Genomic DNA, 16,580 nt, shown 5'->3' with positions numbered 1-16,580 from the left:
CTCGCCGGGGGCCCGGTCCGCTGCCCCGGGCCGCTGCCCGGGCCCGGTCCGGCCTCCCGGCTCCGCCTGACCGCCCCCCATTCGGCGCCGCGACGGTGAGTACCACGGACGTCGAAGTCGGCGCCGCTTACGGCGCCCGGCCCGGCCGGCTGACCGGGCAGAGGTCTCGCGACAGCGGCCCAAGCAGGGCCGGCCCGCAGCCTCTCCCCGGGATCGGTCCGGTACCTCCCGGCTCCGCCTGACCGCCCCCGTTCGGCGCCGCGACGGTGAGTACCACGGACGTCGAAGTCGGCGCCGCTTACGGCGCCCGGCCCGGCCGGCTGACGGGGCAGGGATGTCGCGGCAGCGGCCTAGGCGGGGCCGGTGCTCTGGATGACTTCGAAGGACCATATTTCTGAGCCGGTGGCGGCGGGGCCGCGGGACTGGCCGTGACCGTGGCCTTCGGCCTGGCCGTGGCCGTGGCCCGCTTGACCATGGCCGTGGCCCTGGGCGGCCGCCTCGGAGGAGGCCTGGGCGTGGCCCGCTTGGAAGGCCTGGCTGGACTGCCAGCGCTGGAAGTCCTCCTCGCTGCGCCAGCGGGTGTACACCATGTACCTGTCGGTGCCCTCGACCGGCTTGAGCAGCTCGAACCACTCGAAGCCGTCGGAGGACTCCACCATCCCGGCCCGGCCGGCGAAACGGCGCTCCAGCTCCTCCCGCATCTCGGCCGGAACGGTCAGCACGTTGATCTTCACAACCGGCACAGGAACCTCCTCAGTAGCAACCGGTCAGGAACCGGCCGGCGACCGATCCCGCCCAACACGGGGCCGAACCGGACGGGGCCGCCCCACCGACGGCCATGATCCGGAAGCCCTGTCAACGACACCATACGTTCCACCCCCGCCGCCCACCCCGTCACCCGCTCACGCCGTCCTCGTCACGCCATGTGGCGCGGTGCCGCGGATCCCGCTAGGACCACGTTCGATCTCCCACACCGCCTCGGCCGCCTGCCCCCGGTACGGCGCGGTGCCGTGTCTCCAGCAACACGTTTCGGCATGGCGCTTCGACCATAATGCGGTATTCGTGCGGATTTACTGCGCGGACGGAACACATTCCCGGCGGCCGTATCGCTCATTCCGCAATACTCGGTGTTATTACCCCCCATACAGCAGCGCATAAGAATCTAGGATTCTCCGCATGAAAAAGGCGTACGTCTCGGCCACGTACCGGGACCTGGTCCAGGAGCGGGCCGCCGTACGGCAGGCGCTGGAGGGGATGCGCGTCCACGGCGTGGCCATGGAGGCGTACGTCGCCGACACCCGTCCCCCGCTGGAGAAGTGCCTGCGTGACGTGCGGGAGTGCGACCTCTACATCGGCGTCTTCGCCTTCCGCTACGGCTACGTGCCGGACGGCGAGACCCGGGCGATCACGGAGCTGGAATACCGCGCCGCCGTAGAAGCGGGCATTCCCTGCCTGATCTTCCTCCTGCACGAGGACGCCCCCAGACCACGCTCGATGATCGACCGGGACAGCACGAAGATCGACGCGCTGAGGGAGGAACTGGCCCGAGCTCATGGCGTCAGCTTCTTCTCCACACCGGAAGAGCTCGCCCGCCAGGTCGCGACGGCGGTCCACCACACGCTCGGCCCGCGGGAACCGGTACTGCCGTCGGGCCCGTACCTCGACCCGGAGATCGTCAAGACCTACTACAAACAGCTCGCCAAGCAGTACAGCCGGTTGGACCTGGAGACGCTCACCCCTCCCCAGTACGCCGACGAGATGCGCTTCGCCCTCGGCTCCGTCTTCGTCGAGCAGGACGTGCGCGAGGACCTGCCGCCCCTCGAACTCCCCAAGGAACTACGGCAGTGGATCCGCGCCGAGGGCAACATCGACGAGAAGGACATCCCCGAGGACATCGACATCGACGAGGTGCGCCGCCTCGCCCACGCCTACCGGGAACGGCCGTGCCGCGAGGTCTTCGAGTTCCTCACCTCCGCCGAGTCGCGGAACGTCGTCCTCCTGGGAGACCCCGGCGCCGGAAAGTCGACCCTGGCCCGGTACCTCACCCTCGCCCTGACCGGCCGGGCGGACGACGTCCCGGCCCTGGAGGGGCACCTGCCGCTGCTGATCGAGCTGAAGAGCTACATGGGCGCGGGATACGAGACCTTCCTGGACTTCGTCGACTACCTGCACCGCACCGAGACACGCGGCCTGCCACGCGGGCCCCTGCACAGCTACCTCTCCCAGGGCGGCCAGGCACTCGTCATCTTCGACGGCCTGGACGAGATCTTCGACCCCGAGCAACGGGCCACCGTCACCCGGCGCATCGCGGCCTTCGCCGCCCACTACCCCGCCACCCGCGTGCTGGTCACCTCCCGCATCATCGGCTACGGCAAGACGGTGCTCACCGACGCCGGTTTCGCGCACGCCACCCTGCAGGACCTCAGCACCGACCAGATCAGGGAGTTCCTCACCTCCTGGTACGCCCTCGCCCTGCACGACCGCCCCGCCGACGCGGGCCCGCGCACCGAGCGCATCCTCACCGCCGTCGAGAACGCCCGGTCGATCCGCGAGATGGCCGGTAACCCTCTGCTCCTGACCATCCTCGCCATCATCGGCCGCCACCAGGAGCTGCCCCGCGAGCGCTGGAAGGTCTACGACTTCGCCGCCACGGTGCTCGTCCAGCGCTGGGACGTGGAGCGATACCTGCGCGACAAGCGCCTGGAGAGCGAGTACGTCGGCGAGGAGGAGAAGCGTGAGCTGCTGCGGCGCATCGCGTTGCGCATGCAGGAGGGCGGCCGAGGCGGCACGGGCGGCAACTACCTGACCGCCGACGAACTCCGCGAGGAGTTCGAGTCCTACCTGCGCGGCAGCCGCTTCGGCTACACCCCCGCGAAAGCTACGGCCATCGCCAACGTGATGATCCAGCAGTTCCGCGAACGCAACTTCATCCTCAGCCGCTACGGCACCGAGCTCTACGGCTTCGTGCACCGGGCCTTCCTGGAGTACTTCTGCGCCGACGCCTACCGCTGGCAGCTGGAACGCCACGGCACCATGACCATGGACGACCTCAAGACCAACCTCTTCGGCACCCACTGGAACGACCCGGCCTGGCGCGAAGTCCTGCGCCTCATAGCCGGCATGGTCACCGACGCCCGCACCGCCGACATCGTCATCTACCTCGCCGACGAGGTGAACTGGCCCTGGCCCTGGGCGTTCACCACCACCGGCCCTCCGTGGAACATCGCGTTGGCCGTCCAATGCCTGGCCGAGAAACGTCTCTCAGGTGCCCTGGAGACGGCGGCGGAGCGCGTCCTGATCCGCGTGATCCAACTGATCGAACACCAGGTGGAAGACGGGGACGTTCGTACCAGTGCCCTGCTCGACGAGGAGATCGTCCCAGCCGTCGAATCAGTAGGCGTCCCGTGGCCTCATTCCGAGTGCTTCCTGGACTGGTACGTCAGGCGGGGCGCGGCTCTCCGGCATAAGCGTGCCCTCGAATGCGGCAGCAGAATCGTCGCCGCCGTCTGCCCCGAGGATGATCGACTGCTTGACATCCTCCTGGGGGCTGTTCGCACCACCTCCGACATCTATCCAGGGCTGATCGGCGATGTTCTGCGCCGGTGCGTCAAAAGGCCGCAGGTGTACGCCCGCTGCGTCCACTGGTCGGCTGATCGAGATCCCGTTGTTCGACGGGTCGCGGTGGGGGCGTTGGCCGGTCGAGTGGGTGATCCGGCGGCTCTGCAGATCTTGCTGAAGTGCGCCGTCGACGAGGGGGATGCGATATCCCGGCTGTGGGCCGTTTCGGCTTTGGCGGGTCGGATGGATGACCCGGCGGTGCTGCGGCTGCTGCTGAAGCGTGCTGTCGAGGACGGTCAGGCGCACGTGCGGTTCGTAGCGGTGGGGGTGTTGACGGGCCACTCCGATTCAGCGGTGCACGCGATGCTGCGGCGGCGCGCGGTTGAGGATCCGGACGAGTCCGTGCGGTCGGCGGCGGTACGCGCGCTGGCGGGAGTGGGTGATCCGCGGTTGTTGACGCGCTTCTTGCAAGATCCCGAAGAGGTGGTGCGGCAGACGGCTGTGGCGGCATTGGGGGAGGGCGATGACCCGGCGGTGCTTTCGATGATGCTTGAACGTGCCGTGAGAGACCGACACGCGAGCGTGCGACAAGCGGCGGTGTGGGCGTTGGGGGGCCGAATCGCCGACGCGGCTGTGCTGTCCGTGGTGATGGAGCGTGCCGTGAAAGATCCGGTGGAGGTCGTGCGATTGGTGGCGGTGCAGGCACTGGGGGAGGCGGCTGACGCGGCCGTGCTACCCGTGTTGTCGGGGCGCGCCGTGGATGATTCGGATCCGTCGGTACGAGCTGTGGCGTCGACGATGCTGGAGCGCCGGATCACCGATACGGCTGTACTGTCGCTGTTGCTGGGGCGTGCCGTGGAAGATCCCCACCGAGATGTGCGGCTGGCGGCGGTGGCGGCGTTGAGGGGTCGGGTCGCCGACGCGGCTGTACTGCCGGTGGTGCTGGGGCGTGCTGTGGAAGATTCTGACGAGTATGTGCGCCGGACGGCCTGGGGGGTGTTGGCGAGGCACTTCGGTTCCTCGCATGCTCTGAGCATGGCTGAAGAGCGGGCGGGCGGCAGTTTCGCGGACAGCTCGCCTTGGGTCTCGCGGATGGCTCTTTGTGTGCCGGAGTTCGAGGTGGACGACCTTCCTGATATCGCCTTGCCGAGCGGTCAGGAGCCGGAGTGACGGCGTTCCGCCGGTGATGGGGCCGTGTGCGCGGCTTGGCGTGGGAAGCGCTGAGGGTCGTCTTTCGGGGCCTGGTGGCGGCACTAGCCTTGGGGGGTGCGTATCGCTAGGTTCTCTACGGGTGACGGGGTTGCTTTCGGGGCGGTTGAGGGGGGGCAGGGGGAGGAGTTCGTCTCTCGGCTGAGCGGGCATCCGTTCGGGGAGATCCAGTTCACCGGGGAGCGGTATCCGCTTCAGGAGGTGCGGCTGGTGGCTCCGATGCTGCCCAGCAAGGTGATCGCGGTGGGCAGGAACTACGCCGAGCACGCGCGTGAGATGGGCAACGAGGTTCCCGAGGAGCCGCTGATCTTCTCCAAGCCGTCCACCGCCGTCATCGGGCACGGCGAGGCGATCATGTACCCGCACCGGCTGTCCGAGCGGGTCGACTACGAGGGCGAGCTGGCGGTCGTCATCGGGCGGCTGTGCCGGGAGGTGCCGATCGAGCGGGCGCATGAGGTGATCTTCGGGTACACCTGCGCGAACGACGTCACGGCGCGCGACCTGCAGCGCTCGGACGGGCAGTGGACCCGCGCCAAGGGCTTCGACACCTTCTGCCCGCTCGGGCCGTGGATCCAGACCCAGCTCGACCCTGCCGACCTGGCGATCACCACCACCGTGAACGGCGAACTGCGGCAGAGCGGGCGCACCTCACAGCTCGTGCACGACATCCCCAAGCTCATCGCCTACATCACCGACGTCATGACCCTCATCCCCGGCGACGTCATCCTCACCGGCACGCCCGAAGGGGTCGGGCCCCTGGAGGACGGCGACGAGGTCAGCGTGGGCATCGAAGGCATCGGCACTCTCACGAACCGGGTGGTTCCCCGTGACTGATCTCCCCGAAGGCTCCGCGGCCCCCACGATGCGGGTGCGCTTCGCGCCCTCGCCGACGGGCATCTTCCACGTCGGCGGCGCCCGCTCAGCGCTGTTCAACTGGGCGCTGGCCGAGCAGGCCGGCGGCCGGTTCGTGCTGCGCATCGAGGACACCGACGCGGCGCGCAACCGCCCCGAGTGGACCGAAGGCATCATCTCCGCGCTCGCCTGGATCGGCATCCACGGCGACTCGCCGTACTTCGAGGGCCCGTACTTCCAGTCGGCGTACGAGGCGCAGCACCGCGCCGCCGCCGCCAAGCTGGTCGCGGACGGCCGGGCGTACCACTGCACCTGCACCCGGGAGGACGTCAAGGCGCGCACCGGCTCCGAGCACCAGGGCTACGACGGCTTCTGCCGCGACCGCGGCCTCACCGAGGGCGCCGTCCGCTTCCGCACCCCCGACGACGGCGAGACCGTGGTGGACGACCTCGTCCGGGGCCGCGTCGAGTTCCCCAACCCCGCGATCGAGGACTTCGTCGTCGCCCGCGGCGACGGCTCGCCGCTGTTCGTGCTGGCCAACGTGGTCGACGACATCGAGATGCGCATCACGCACGTCGTCCGCGCCGAGGAGCACCTGTCGAACACGCCCAAGCAGCAGCTGCTGTGGGAGGCGCTCGGCGTCGCGCCGCCCACCTGGGCGCACGTGCCGGTCATCGTCAACGAGAAGCGGCAGAAGCTGTCCAAGCGCCGCGACAAGGTGGCCCTGGAGTCCTACCGCGACGAGGGCTACCTCCCCGAGGCCATGGTCAACTACCTCATGCTGCTCGGCTGGGGGCCGGGGGACGACCGGGAGATCATGCCCTGGTCCGAGATGGTGCCGCTGTTCGACCTCACCCACGTCAACCCCTCGCCGGCGTTCTTCGACGAGAAGAAGCTGCGCGCGTTCAACGGCGAGTACATCCGGGCGCTGTCGCCGGAGGTCTTCGCCGGGCGCTGCGGCCCGTGGCTCGACCCGAGCTGGGACCGTCAGACCTTCGCCAAGGTGGCCCCGCTGGCGCAGACGCGCATCGCCGTCCTGTCGGAGATCACCGCCAACGTCGACTTCCTCTTCCTCCAGGAGCCCGTCTTCGACCAGCCGAGCTGGGACAAGGCCATGAAGCCGGGCGCGCGGGAGATCCTGAGCGACTACCTGGCCCGGCTGGAGACCGTCTCGTTCGATCCCGAGTCGCTCAAGACCGCCCTGGAGGAGGTCGGCCTCGCGCACGGCCTGAAGCTGGGGAAGGCGCAGGCGCCGGTCAGGGTCGCGATCACCGGCCGCACGGTGGGGCTTCCGCTGTTCGAGTCGATCGAGGTCCTCGGCCGCGAGAAGGCCGTCGACCGCCTGCGCGCCGCCCTCACCCGCCTGGAGGGCTGACCCGCCGCCCTCACCACGCCTGGAGGGCGAACCCGCCGCCCCGGCCCGCCTCGACGGGCCGGCCCGCCGCGATGGGCCGCCGGAGACCACGCCCGGCGGCCCGCCGTACGGCTCACAGGAGGCCGCGGCGCTCCAGGAGGGGCTCAAGGCGCGGGTCGCGGCCGCGGAAGTTCCTGAAGGCCGTCATGGCCTCCACGCTGCCCCCCCGCGACAGCAGCTCCCTGCGGAACGTGTCGCCGTTGGCCCGGGTCAGGCCGCCGTTCTCCTTGAACCAGTCGACGGTGTCGGCGTCCAGCACCTCGCTCCAGATGTAGGAGTAGTACCCGGCGCTGTAGCCGCCCGCCCAGATGTGCGCGAAGTACGTGCTGCGGTAGCGCGGTGGCACCAGCGGCAGGTCGACGTTGGCGTGCCGCAGCACCCTGGCCTCGAACTCGCGCGCGTCGCCGGGCTCCTCGTCCTCCAGGGTGTGCCAGGCCCAGTCGAGCAGCGTGGCCGCGAGGTACTCCACCGTCCTGTACCCCTGGTTGTACTTCTGCGCCCGCAGCATCCGGTCGACCAGAGCCTGCGGCATGGGCTCGCCGGTCTCCCAGTGGCGGGCGTAGTTGGCCAGCACCTCCGGCCACACCGCCCACATCTCGTTCACCTGCGAGGGGTACTCCACGAAGTCGCGCGGCACGGCGGTGCCGGAGAACCGCGGGAAGCGCACGTCGGAGAACAGCCCGTGCAGGGCGTGGCCGAACTCGTGGAACATCGTGTTGACCTCGTCGAACGTCATCAGCGTAGGCTCGCCCGCCGGGGGCTTGACGATGTTGAGGTTGTTCACCACCACCGGCCGCGTGCCCTCCAGGGCCGACTGCTTGACCAGGCTGTTCATCCAGGCGCCGCCGCGCTTGGACGGCCGGGCGTAGAAGTCGCCGAGGAACAGGCCCAGCGGCGAGCCGTCGGCGTTGAAGACCTCGAAGACCCGGACGTCGGGGTGGTAGCCCGCCAGGTCGGACCGCTCGGTGATCCGCAACCCGTACAGCTCGCCCGCGGCGTGGAAGACGCCGTCGCGCAGCACCCGGTCGAGCTCGAAGTACGGCCGCATCAGCCGGCCGTCGATGGCGTAACGCGCCTTGCTCACCTTCTCGGCGTAGTACGCCCAGTCCCAGGCGGCGAGGTCGGAGCCGGCCTCCTCGCGCAGTTCCTCGGCCTCCCGGTGGGCGTTGGCCACCGCGGCCGGGGTGAGCTTGGCGAGCATCTCGGTGACGGCCCGCGCGCCGGGCGCGGTCTGGTCGGCGACGACGTACTCGGCGTGGTTCCGGTAGCCCAGCAGCCTGGCGCGCTCGGCCCTGAGCCGGGCGATCTGGACGACCAGTTCGGCGTTGTCACGCACGCCCCGCTCGGTGGAGGCCCGGTGGACGCGCTCGCGCAGGCCGCGGTCGGCCAGCTCGGCCAGCACCGGCTGCCCGGTGGGCAGGACGAGCGTGAGTACGTACTTGCCCGCGAGGCCGCGCGACCGCGCGGTCTCGGCCGCCGCCTTGATCGACTCCTCGGACAGGCCCGCCAGCTCGGCGACGTCCTCGACCACGACCGCCGAGGCGTTGGTGTCGGCGAGCAGGTTCTGCTCGAACCGGGTCGACAGCGTGGACAGCTCCTCGTTGAGCCGCTTCAGCCGCTCCTGGTCCGGGGGGCCCAGCTCGGCGCCGGCCCGGACGAAGTCGGTGACGTACCGCTCCAGCAGCCAGCGGCTCTCCTCGTCCAGCCCTTCGACGGGGATCGCCCCGATCCGGGCGAAGAGCCTGCGGTCGAGGTGGACGGCGTCCTGGTGCTTGGTGAGCTTGGGCGAGACGTCCTTCTGGATCTCCTGAACGGCCGGGTTGGTGTCGGAGGACGCCTGGTTGAAGAAGACCGTGGAGACGCGGTACAGGAGCTGCCCGGAGCGCTCCAGCGCCGCCACGGTGTTGTCGAAGGTCGCCGGCTCCGGGTTGGCGGCGATGGCCTCGACCTCCGCGAGGTGCTCGGCCATGCCGCGTTCGAAGGCGGGCGCGTAGTGCTCTTCGGTGATCTGCGCGAACGGCGGCAGCCCGTACGGCAGGGCACTGGGGACGAAGAAGGGGTTCTCGCTCAACGCGCGGGCTCCTCACATGGGATGGCTTCCCTTGCAGGGTTACACAGGCGGGTGCCGTCAGGCACCGGGAGGCCCGCTTCCGGGGCCCACCAGGGGGGATCCGCCGATTCGCCCGCCGTTTTGGTCCTGGCGGCCAAGCTGGGCTATTCTTTCGACCAGTCGCGAGCGAGTTCCGCCGCAGCGGGGTCGCGAGCATTGGGGTATGGGGTAATTGGCAGCCCGGCTGATTCTGGTTCAGCTAGTCTAGGTTCGAGTCCTGGTACCCCAGCAGGTTGCCAGAGAACGCGGATGCCTTTTCGAGGGCATCCGCGTTCGTCGTTTCAGGCCCACCTTTCTCTTCCCTCTCGGGCGGCACACAACCGGTTTGGCCGTGCTCTGCGAGGTGCGGTAGAGTTACGCCCGTTGCCGAGGCGTCCGCAGGGGCGCCTCAGTCGGTTCCGATCACCGGTCCGGCAGGGCACGCAGTGCGCAGGGTCCCGTCGTCTAGTGGCCTAGGACGCCGCCCTCTCAAGGCGGTAACGCCGGTTCGAATCCGGTCGGGACTACCACACTGCGCGCACGACCTGGCAACAGGTCGGGCATCGCACGGCTCCGTCGTCTAGTGGCCTAGGACGCCGCCCTCTCAAGGCGGTAGCGCCGGTTCGAATCCGGTCGGGGCTACCCACGTAACGCCGAACCCTCGGAAAGCATCGCTTCCGGGGGTTTCCGCGTTTTCCGGCCCGAATCAGCCCGGCGGGCCCACTACGAGTTCAGGCGCGAACCGGGCCGGCCCCGAAGCCCCGGCCGCACGTCCCGAAGCCGGCCGCACGTCGTCGTGCGGCCGGCCGGGCGGGTCAGGCGCGGTCGGCCGAGCCGGAGCGCGCCTTGAACAGCGCGCGCTTGGCCGTCTTGGCCACCTGCTTGTCGGGGTGGGCCTCGGAGATGGCCTCCAGCAGCTCCTCCACGTGCGGGTGCGGCACCTTCCAGATGACCTCCAGCAGGTTGCTCAGCACCGGCGCCGGGCCGATGTCGTGCAGGCTGCTGACGAACTCCGGCGCACCCAGACCCGCGGAGATCGTCCACATGTCGAGGATGAGCCAGTGCGTGTCGCTCTGGGTGGGCTCGGGGGCGTCCTCGACGCCGAGCTGGGTGAGGTGCGTGGCGGCGTACGGGCGCAGCGACGGCTCGTCGAGCACCCCGCGCCAGGCGGGGACGGCCACCGGCCCGAGCGAGCCGACCAGGCTGGCGGCCTGGACCCGGATCAGGGCGTCCGCCTCGTCCTCGGCGGCGGCCTCCAGCAGCTCCTCGGCGGCCGTGGCGGGGTCGCGCAGCTTCATCCAGGCGGCGAACTCGGAGTCGGCCTCCTCCTCGGGAAGGTCGGCGCTGAGCGACAGGAGGTCGAGGGCGGTCATGGCGTCGACCGCGGGGCGCGCGTCCACCTCGAGGTCGTCGTCGTCCAGCAGGTGGACCACGCCCTCCACGCCGAGCGGCGTGAGCCCCACCTCGTCGTCGTCGACGGCGATCATGCCGTAGCCGGACAGCCACTCGAGGACCGGCGCGAGCGGGTCGCCCGCCTCGGCCCACGCGGCGGAGCCGAGGTCGTCGAAGTCGGCGGCGGCCTCGGCCAGCTCCTCGGAGAGCTCCCCGAGCCGCCGCCGGCCGCCCGCGAGCAGCAGCCGGATCAGCAGCGCCCGGGTGAGGCCGGACAGCGCCAGGGTGAGGTCGTCGTCCTCCAGCTCGGGGTCGCCGTAGTCGACCGAGTGCAGGCCGAGCATCCAGGCGTCCAGGACGTCCTCGTCGTTCTCGAACGGCCACGCGGAGGTGTCCTCGTCGACGCTGACGGTGTCCTCGCCGTCGGGGGTGAGGAACTCCAGGTCGACGGCGAGGTTCCACAGGTTCCACAGCGCCGGGACGGCGTGGGCGAGCGGGACCTCGTCGGGCTCCGGAAGGCCGGCGACGGCGAGGGCCTCGCGGATCTCGTCGTCGCTGAGCAGGGTGTCCTCGCCGACCTTGCGGGAGGCGCCCACCCAGACCGCGAGGTCGCGGGCCGTGGCGATCAGCGGCACGGCGCGGGCCGCGGTGGCCAGCTCGGCGTCCGGACGCAGGCGGATGGTGGGCAGATCGGCCAGCTCGTCCGCGAAGGGCTCGAAGTCGCCGAGGCCCTCGACCTCCTCCTCGTCGAGATCCTCCTCTTCCTCTTCGTCCCATTCGCCTTCGCCGAGTGCCTCCTCCATCGCCTCGACGAAGTCGTCTTCGACCGCGTCGAGCTCGTCGAGAAGCTCGTCCAGGCCGTCCGAGGCTTTGGCCAGGCGGCCGGTCTCGGACAGGAACGTGAGGTAGGCACGTACGGCGGGAAGCATGGCGTCGGCCGCGGCGTCGGGATCCTCGACGACCTGAGGCATGCGTTCCACCAGGAGCGGGCGAAGATCATCCCGCTTCCAGACGTGGACGTCGTCACGAGCGATCAGGCGATGCCAAAGAGCGGCGGGCCCCACCATCTCGGGATCACTGTCCGGTGCGTTCTCCGGCGCCCAGAGAATGAACTCTTGAAGGAGGGGACGCAGCTCCGATGCGGCTGCCTCGATGCGATCTGTCACTCCGCCAGGCTAGTGCTTGACGGCGGCCGTCTCTAATCAGTTAGGACGGCTTGGGCGGGCAATCGCCGTACCTCTGCCCTGCGGGCTCGCACCGCCCTCACCTGTTGGGACGGGCCTTACCCGCGGGCCACGCGTGACCCGCGGGACGGCGCCGCGCGGGTCGCGATCAAGGTGACGGGGTGTGCGCGCCCGAACAGGGGGCGATGAGGGGCCTGCGCGGCGGCGATCAGTTGCCGCGGCGCATCGCGTCGCTGATGCGCTCGGCGGCGGCCACCACCGGCCCGGCGTGAATTCTGCCGGGGGTGCGGGTGAGGCGCTCGATCGGGCCGGACACCGAGACGGCCGCGATCACCTTGCCGCTGGTGCCGCGGATGGGCGCCGAGACGCTCGCCACGCCCTGCTCGCGCTCGCCGACGCTGTGCGCCCAGCTGCGTCTGCGCACGCTGGCCAGGGTGGCGGCGGTGAACTTGGCCCCGCGCAGGCCGCGGTGCAGGCGGTCGGGCTCCTCCCAGGCGAGCAGCACCTGGGCGGCCGAGCCGGCCGTCATGGGCAGCGAGCTGCCGACCGGGACGGTGTCGCGCAGGCCGCTCGCGCGCTCGGCGGCGGCGACGCACACCCGCTCGTCGCCCTGCCTGCGGTACAGCTGGGCGCTCTCGCCGGTGATGTCGCGCAGGTGCGTGAGGACGGGGGAGGCGACGGCCAGCAGGCGGTCCTCGCCGGCCGCGGTGGACAGCTCCGACAACCGGGGCCCCAGAATGAAACGACCCTGCGTGTCGCGCGAGACGATGCGGTGATGCTCCAGGGCGACGGCGAGACGATGGGCGGTGGGCCGGGCCAGGCCCGTGGCCTGCACGAGGTTGGCGAGGGAGGCGGGGCCCGCTTCGAGGGCGTTGAGCACGAGGACGGCCTTGTCGAGAACGCCGACTCCGCTAGAGTTGTCCATACCCCGATACTGCCGTCTCGCTATCCGAGATGCAACCGGTGTACCGGTGCCCACCAGGTACTCTTGTCCATATCCCGAAATCTTCGTCTTGAAGTATGAGACGCATCGGGGGAGGAAAAACGCGAGGAGGCGTTCACGACATGGGTCTCACTCTGGCCGAGAAGGTATGGGAGCGGCACGTCGTCCGCCGTGCCGACGGCGAGCCCGACCTGCTCTACATCGACCTGCACCTGGTGCACGAGGTCACCAGCCCGCAGGCCTTCGACGGGCTGCGGCTCGCCGGGCGCAAGGTGCGCCGTCCCGAGCTCACCGTGGCCACCGAGGACCACAACGTGCCCACCGTGCTCGGCCCGATCGCCGACCCCGTGTCCAAGGCCCAGGTGGAGACCCTCCGCAAGAACGCCGCCGAGTTCGGCGTCCGGCTGTACCCCATGGGCGACGCCGGGCAGGGCGTGGTGCACATCATCGGCCCGCAGTTCGGCCTGACCCAGCCCGGCATGACCGTCGTGTGCGGCGACTCCCACACCTCCACCCACGGCGCCTTCGGCGCCATCGCGTTCGGCATCGGCACCTCCGAGGTGGAGCACGTCCTGGCCACCCAGACGCTGCCGGTCTACCGGCCGAAGACCATGGCCATCGAGGTCAACGGCGAGCTGCCCTACGGCGTCACCGCCAAGGACCTGATCCTCGCCATCATCGCCCAGATCGGCACCGGCGGCGGCCAGGGGCACATCATCGAGTACCGCGGCGAGGCCGTGCGCAAGCTCTCCATGGAGGGCCGCATGACGGTCTGCAACATGTCGATCGAGGCCGGCGCCCGCGCTGGCATGATCGCCCCGGACGAGACGACGTTCGCCTACCTCAAGGGCCGCAGGCACGCCCCCACCGGCGAGGCGTGGGACACCGCGGTCGAGTACTGGCGCACGCTGCGCACCGACGACGACGCCGTGTTCGACACCGTCGTCGAGATCGACGCCTCCACGCTGTCGCCGTTCGTCACCTGGGGCACCAACCCGGGCCAGGGCGCGCCGCTGAACACCGCCATCCCCGCCCCCGAGGACACCGGCGACCCCGCCGCCGCCCGCCGGGCGCTGGAGTACATGGGCCTGACCGCCGGCACCCCGCTCACCGAGGTGCGCGTCGACACCGTGTTCGTCGGCTCCTGCACCAACGGCCGGCTGGAGGACCTGCGCGTCGTCGCCGACCTGCTGCGCGGCCGCACGGTCACCGCCCGCACGCTCATCGTGCCGGGCTCGATGCAGGTGAAGGCCGACGCCGAGGCCGAGGGCCTGCACGAGGTGTTCACCGCCGCCGGCGCCGAGTGGCGCGCGGCCGGGTGTTCGATGTGCCTGGGCATGAACCCCGACACCCTGTCCCCGGGGGAGCGCAGCGCGTCCACCTCCAACCGCAACTTCGAGGGCCGCCAGGGCAAGGGCGGGCGCACCCACCTGGTGTCGCCGCAGGTCGCCGCCGCGACCGCCGTCACCGGCCGCCTCACCGCGCCCGCCGACCTGTAAGGAGCCGTACGCATGGAAGCGTTCACCACGCACACCGGCCGGGCCGTGCCCCTGCGCCGCAGCAACGTCGACACCGACCAGATCATCCCCGCCGTCTGGCTCAAGCAGGTCAGCCGCACCGGCTTCGAGAAGGGCCTGTTCGCCGCCTGGCGTGAGGACCCGGCCTTCGTGCTCAACGACCCCACGTACGAGAACGCCTCGATCCTCGTCTCCGGGCCCGACTTCGGCACCGGCTCCTCCCGGGAGCACGCCGTCTGGGCGCTCCAGCAGTACGGCTTCCGCGTCGTGATCTCCGCCAGGTTCGGCGACATCTTCCGGAACAACTCCACCAAGATGGGGCTGCTGCCCGTCGTCCTGCCCGCCGAGGTCGTCGAGAAGCTGCAGGCCGAGGTCGAGGCCGACCCGGCGCTGGAGGTCACCGTCGACCTGGCCGCGCGCGAGGTGCGCTGGGCCGGAGGCTCGGCCGCCTTCGAGATCGACGACTACACCCGCTGGCGGCTGCTGGAGGGCCTGGACGACATCGGCCTGACCCTGCGCCACGCCGACGACATCTCGACGTACGAGAGCGGCCGGCAGCGATGGCTGCCGACGACGGTCTGACGGAGCCCGCGGGCCCCGAGGGCGAGCTGGCGCGGCGGCTGCGCGACGCCTACCGCCGCGTCGCCGCCGCTCCGCTCGCTCCCGGGGACAGGGAACGCTACGCGCGAAGGTTCGTCGTGATCTGCGACCTCGCGAAACGCGACGTGGGCCATGCCGCTGTCCGTTTGGATGCCTTTCTGACTGATCTGGACGCCGATTCGGACGCGAAGAGTAGGCGAAACATCGCGCAATGTGATTGAGTCCTGAGCCCTTGTCCCCTAATTTCAAGCGGGTAAGGGGTTTCTGACCGTTGACTGCTGGGTGCGTGCCGAAACCCCGCGCTTGGCCACACCGGATGAGCCGGGGTCGCGCATGGCAGGCGGCGAGGCTCATCTTCAGACAGCGGTGACAGGGGGAGCAACCTAGATGAACAAGCGAGAACTCGTGGACGCGATCGCTGATCGGGTCGGCGACAGAAAGACGGCCACCGAGGCGGTGAACGCGATCGTCGAGACCATCCAGCACGCGGTGGCGAACGGGGACAAGGTCTCGATCACGGGCTTCGGCGCGTTCGAGATGGCTCACAAGCCCGCCCGCCAGGCGAGGAACCCCTCCACCGGCGAGCCCATCAAGGTGGCCGAGAGCTGGGGGCCGAAGTTCCGCGCCGGCGCCGACTTCAAGGAACAGGTCAACGTGGCCGGCAAGAAGGCGTCCAAGAAGAAGTAGCCACGCATCGCCTCGCTCCGGCGCCCGGTCCCCGCGTGGGCCGGGCGCCGCCGTGTCCGCGGCCGGCGCGTCAGCCGGGCAGCGGGAAGGTCGACAGGGTGACGGCCGTGATGGCGCCGTCGTCGAGGCGGATGTTCACCCGCTGGCCGGTGCGCAGCAGGCGCAGGGGGCCGGCGTCGAAGGCGGCGGTGTCGAACGGCAGCTCGGTGCCGTCGTCGAGGAACACCGATCCGGACCTGGAGTCGGGGTCGAAGACCCGCACGGTGGCCTGCACGACCGCCAGCCTACCGCGAGGGTGGCGCGTCGCCCGGGGGGATGTAGGAGGCCAGGCCGCGCAGGATGATGTCCAGGGCGAGCTCGAACCGGGCGTCGTTGGACTCGTCGAACAGCTTGCCCGACAGCGCCACGATGTTGGGGAACCGCTCGTGCGGCAGCGCGTCGAAGTAGCCCTTGATGGTGGCGCGCATCTCCTCCCAGGTCTCGGCCTTGGAGTCGCGGCGGCGCTCGTCCCACATGCTCTCCTCGTGGACGAAGCCGTCCATGAATGTCGACAGGACGTCGCCGGCCGCCGCGGCGACGGTGTCGGGCAGCCCGGCCACGCGGAATATCGCCAGCAGGCTCTCGACGTGGACGAGCAGCTCGGGGGTGAAGGGCACGTGGGTCATGGAGATCTTCGCCATGTCGCGGTGCAGCAGGAGCCGCCGCCTGCCCTCGCGGGCGAAGTCCTTGACCTGTTCCTGCCAGTTCGCGGGGTCCGGAGGGGGCAGCTCGTGCCCCTCGAACAGCCGCTCGTACATGAGCCGCAGGACCTCGTCCTTGCCGGCGACGTGGGCGTAGAGCCCCGACACCGCCACACCCAGCTCGGCGGCGACCTGGCGCATGCTGAGGCCGTCGTACCCCTCGCGGTCGAGCACGACGTACGCCGCCTCGACGATGCGCTCACGGGTGAGCGGGACGCGCGCGGGGGAGGCCCGCCTGCGCGGTGACCGCTCCCAGGGAGGCGGGGGCACCGCGCCGTCGCCGGGCGCAGGGTCGCTCAACGCGTCACCGCTCTCTCGCGTCCGTGGTGATGACTCGGCCCGAGTCTAGTGGCCGGGTGCACGGCGACGATCGGGCCGGTACCCCCCCTGATTTC

At 70.4% G+C, this 16,580-nt stretch carries 13 protein-coding genes and 3 tRNA genes; 10 read left to right on the top strand and 6 right to left on the bottom strand.

Annotated elements, in window-relative coordinates:
- Positions 1–350 precede the first annotated feature (350 nt).
- Positions 351–743 (bottom strand): antibiotic biosynthesis monooxygenase, encoded by a 393-nt coding sequence (locus PYR91_RS19540; RefSeq protein WP_279781461.1) that lies wholly within the window; start codon positions 741–743, stop codon positions 351–353.
- 433 nt (positions 744–1,176) lie between these two features.
- On the opposite strand from PYR91_RS19540, the gene PYR91_RS19535 reads away from it, so the two are divergent.
- The 3 genes from PYR91_RS19535 (at position 1,177) to gltX (ending at position 6,994) form a co-directional block, all read left to right on the top strand.
- Positions 1,177–4,728 carry a HEAT repeat domain-containing protein gene (locus tag PYR91_RS19535; RefSeq protein ID WP_279781459.1) on the top strand — a complete coding sequence of 1,184 codons (3,552 nt, stop codon included), beginning with the start codon at positions 1,177–1,179 and terminating at the stop codon, positions 4,726–4,728.
- A gap of 96 nt (positions 4,729–4,824) precedes the next feature.
- The gene (locus PYR91_RS19530) at positions 4,825–5,601 is read left to right on the top strand and encodes a fumarylacetoacetate hydrolase family protein (protein WP_279781457.1); all 777 of its coding nucleotides are present in this window, start codon (positions 4,825–4,827) and stop codon (positions 5,599–5,601) included.
- Positions 5,602–5,629: 28 nt separating this feature from the next.
- Positions 5,630–6,994: a glutamate--tRNA ligase gene (gltX, locus tag PYR91_RS19525; protein WP_279781777.1), complete on the top strand. Its 1,365-nt coding sequence runs from the start codon at positions 5,630–5,632 to the stop codon at positions 6,992–6,994.
- A 112-nt stretch (positions 6,995–7,106) separates the two neighbouring features.
- On the opposite strand, the gene PYR91_RS19520 is transcribed toward gltX, so the two are convergent.
- The gene (locus tag PYR91_RS19520; protein ID WP_279781455.1) at positions 7,107–9,104 is read right to left on the bottom strand and encodes a M3 family metallopeptidase; all 1,998 of its coding nucleotides are present in this window, start codon (positions 9,102–9,104) and stop codon (positions 7,107–7,109) included.
- A 196-nt stretch (positions 9,105–9,300) separates the two neighbouring features.
- Here PYR91_RS19520 and PYR91_RS19515 point away from each other — a divergent pair.
- From PYR91_RS19515 to PYR91_RS19505, 3 genes are all read left to right on the top strand, one after another.
- Positions 9,301–9,372, top strand: a tRNA-Gln gene (locus PYR91_RS19515).
- Between the two features lie 204 nt (positions 9,373–9,576).
- Positions 9,577–9,652, top strand: a tRNA-Glu gene (locus PYR91_RS19510).
- 39 nt (positions 9,653–9,691) lie between these two features.
- Positions 9,692–9,764 (top strand) — tRNA-Glu (locus tag PYR91_RS19505).
- A 173-nt stretch (positions 9,765–9,937) separates the two neighbouring features.
- On the opposite strand, the gene PYR91_RS19500 is transcribed toward PYR91_RS19505, so the two are convergent.
- The gene (locus PYR91_RS19500) at positions 9,938–11,485 is read right to left on the bottom strand and encodes a hypothetical protein (RefSeq protein ID WP_279781453.1); all 1,548 of its coding nucleotides are present in this window, start codon (positions 11,483–11,485) and stop codon (positions 9,938–9,940) included.
- A gap of 421 nt (positions 11,486–11,906) precedes the next feature.
- Complete coding sequence (locus PYR91_RS19495; protein ID WP_279781452.1) at positions 11,907–12,623, bottom strand: IclR family transcriptional regulator; 717 nt, start codon at positions 12,621–12,623, stop codon at positions 11,907–11,909.
- 140 nt (positions 12,624–12,763) lie between these two features.
- Between PYR91_RS19495 and leuC the strand changes: the two genes are divergently transcribed.
- From leuC to PYR91_RS19475, 4 genes are all read left to right on the top strand, one after another.
- Entirely contained in the window at positions 12,764–14,140 is a 1,377-nt protein-coding gene (gene leuC / locus PYR91_RS19490) for a 3-isopropylmalate dehydratase large subunit (protein ID WP_279781450.1), read from the top strand.
- A 12-nt stretch (positions 14,141–14,152) separates the two neighbouring features.
- Complete coding sequence (gene leuD / locus PYR91_RS19485) at positions 14,153–14,740, top strand: 3-isopropylmalate dehydratase small subunit (protein ID WP_279781448.1); 588 nt, start codon at positions 14,153–14,155, stop codon at positions 14,738–14,740.
- Complete coding sequence (locus PYR91_RS19480) at positions 14,719–14,979, top strand: hypothetical protein (protein WP_279781447.1); 261 nt, start codon at positions 14,719–14,721, stop codon at positions 14,977–14,979. The genes leuD and PYR91_RS19480 overlap by 22 nt, the downstream gene beginning before the upstream one ends.
- Before the next feature lie 166 nt (positions 14,980–15,145).
- On the top strand, positions 15,146–15,445 hold the full coding sequence (locus PYR91_RS19475; RefSeq protein ID WP_279781445.1) for an HU family DNA-binding protein: 300 nt from the start codon (positions 15,146–15,148) through the stop codon (positions 15,443–15,445).
- Positions 15,446–15,515: 70 nt separating this feature from the next.
- On the opposite strand, the gene PYR91_RS19470 is transcribed toward PYR91_RS19475, so the two are convergent.
- Both PYR91_RS19470 and PYR91_RS19465 read right to left on the bottom strand, forming a co-directional pair.
- Positions 15,516–15,719, bottom strand: a complete 204-nt coding sequence (locus tag PYR91_RS19470) for a hypothetical protein (RefSeq protein WP_279781444.1) — start codon at positions 15,717–15,719, stop codon at positions 15,516–15,518.
- Between the two features lie 10 nt (positions 15,720–15,729).
- Positions 15,730–16,485 (bottom strand): TetR/AcrR family transcriptional regulator, encoded by a 756-nt coding sequence (locus PYR91_RS19465; protein WP_279781443.1) that lies wholly within the window; start codon positions 16,483–16,485, stop codon positions 15,730–15,732.
- Between the last annotated feature and the right edge of the window lie 95 nt (positions 16,486–16,580).

It is taken from the genome of Sphaerisporangium sp. TRM90804 (assembly GCF_029846175.1).
Taxonomy (GTDB): Bacteria; Actinomycetota; Actinomycetes; order Streptosporangiales; family Streptosporangiaceae; genus Sphaerisporangium.
Note: the sequence above shows the minus strand (reverse complement) of the source record. Positions and strands in the feature narration are given on the sequence as shown.

Bases quoted from the DNA above. Each gene is read 5' to 3' on its own strand.
- PYR91_RS19535 (WP_279781459.1), top strand. From the start codon at position 1,177: ATGAAAAAGGCGTACGTCTCGGCCACGTACCGGGACCTGGTCCAGGAG.
- gltX (WP_279781777.1), top strand. From the start codon at position 5,630: ATGCGGGTGCGCTTCGCGCCCTCGCCGACGGGCATCTTCCACGTCGGC.
- PYR91_RS19500 (WP_279781453.1), bottom strand. From the start codon at position 11,485: ATGCCTCAGGTCGTCGAGGATCCCGACGCCGCGGCCGACGCCATGCTT.
- PYR91_RS19495 (WP_279781452.1), bottom strand. From the start codon at position 12,623: ATGGACAACTCTAGCGGAGTCGGCGTTCTCGACAAGGCCGTCCTCGTG.
- leuC (WP_279781450.1), top strand. From the start codon at position 12,764: ATGGGTCTCACTCTGGCCGAGAAGGTATGGGAGCGGCACGTCGTCCGC.
- leuD (WP_279781448.1), top strand. From the start codon at position 14,153: ATGGAAGCGTTCACCACGCACACCGGCCGGGCCGTGCCCCTGCGCCGC.
- PYR91_RS19480 (WP_279781447.1), top strand. From the start codon at position 14,719: ATGGCTGCCGACGACGGTCTGACGGAGCCCGCGGGCCCCGAGGGCGAG.
- PYR91_RS19475 (WP_279781445.1), top strand. From the start codon at position 15,146: ATGAACAAGCGAGAACTCGTGGACGCGATCGCTGATCGGGTCGGCGAC.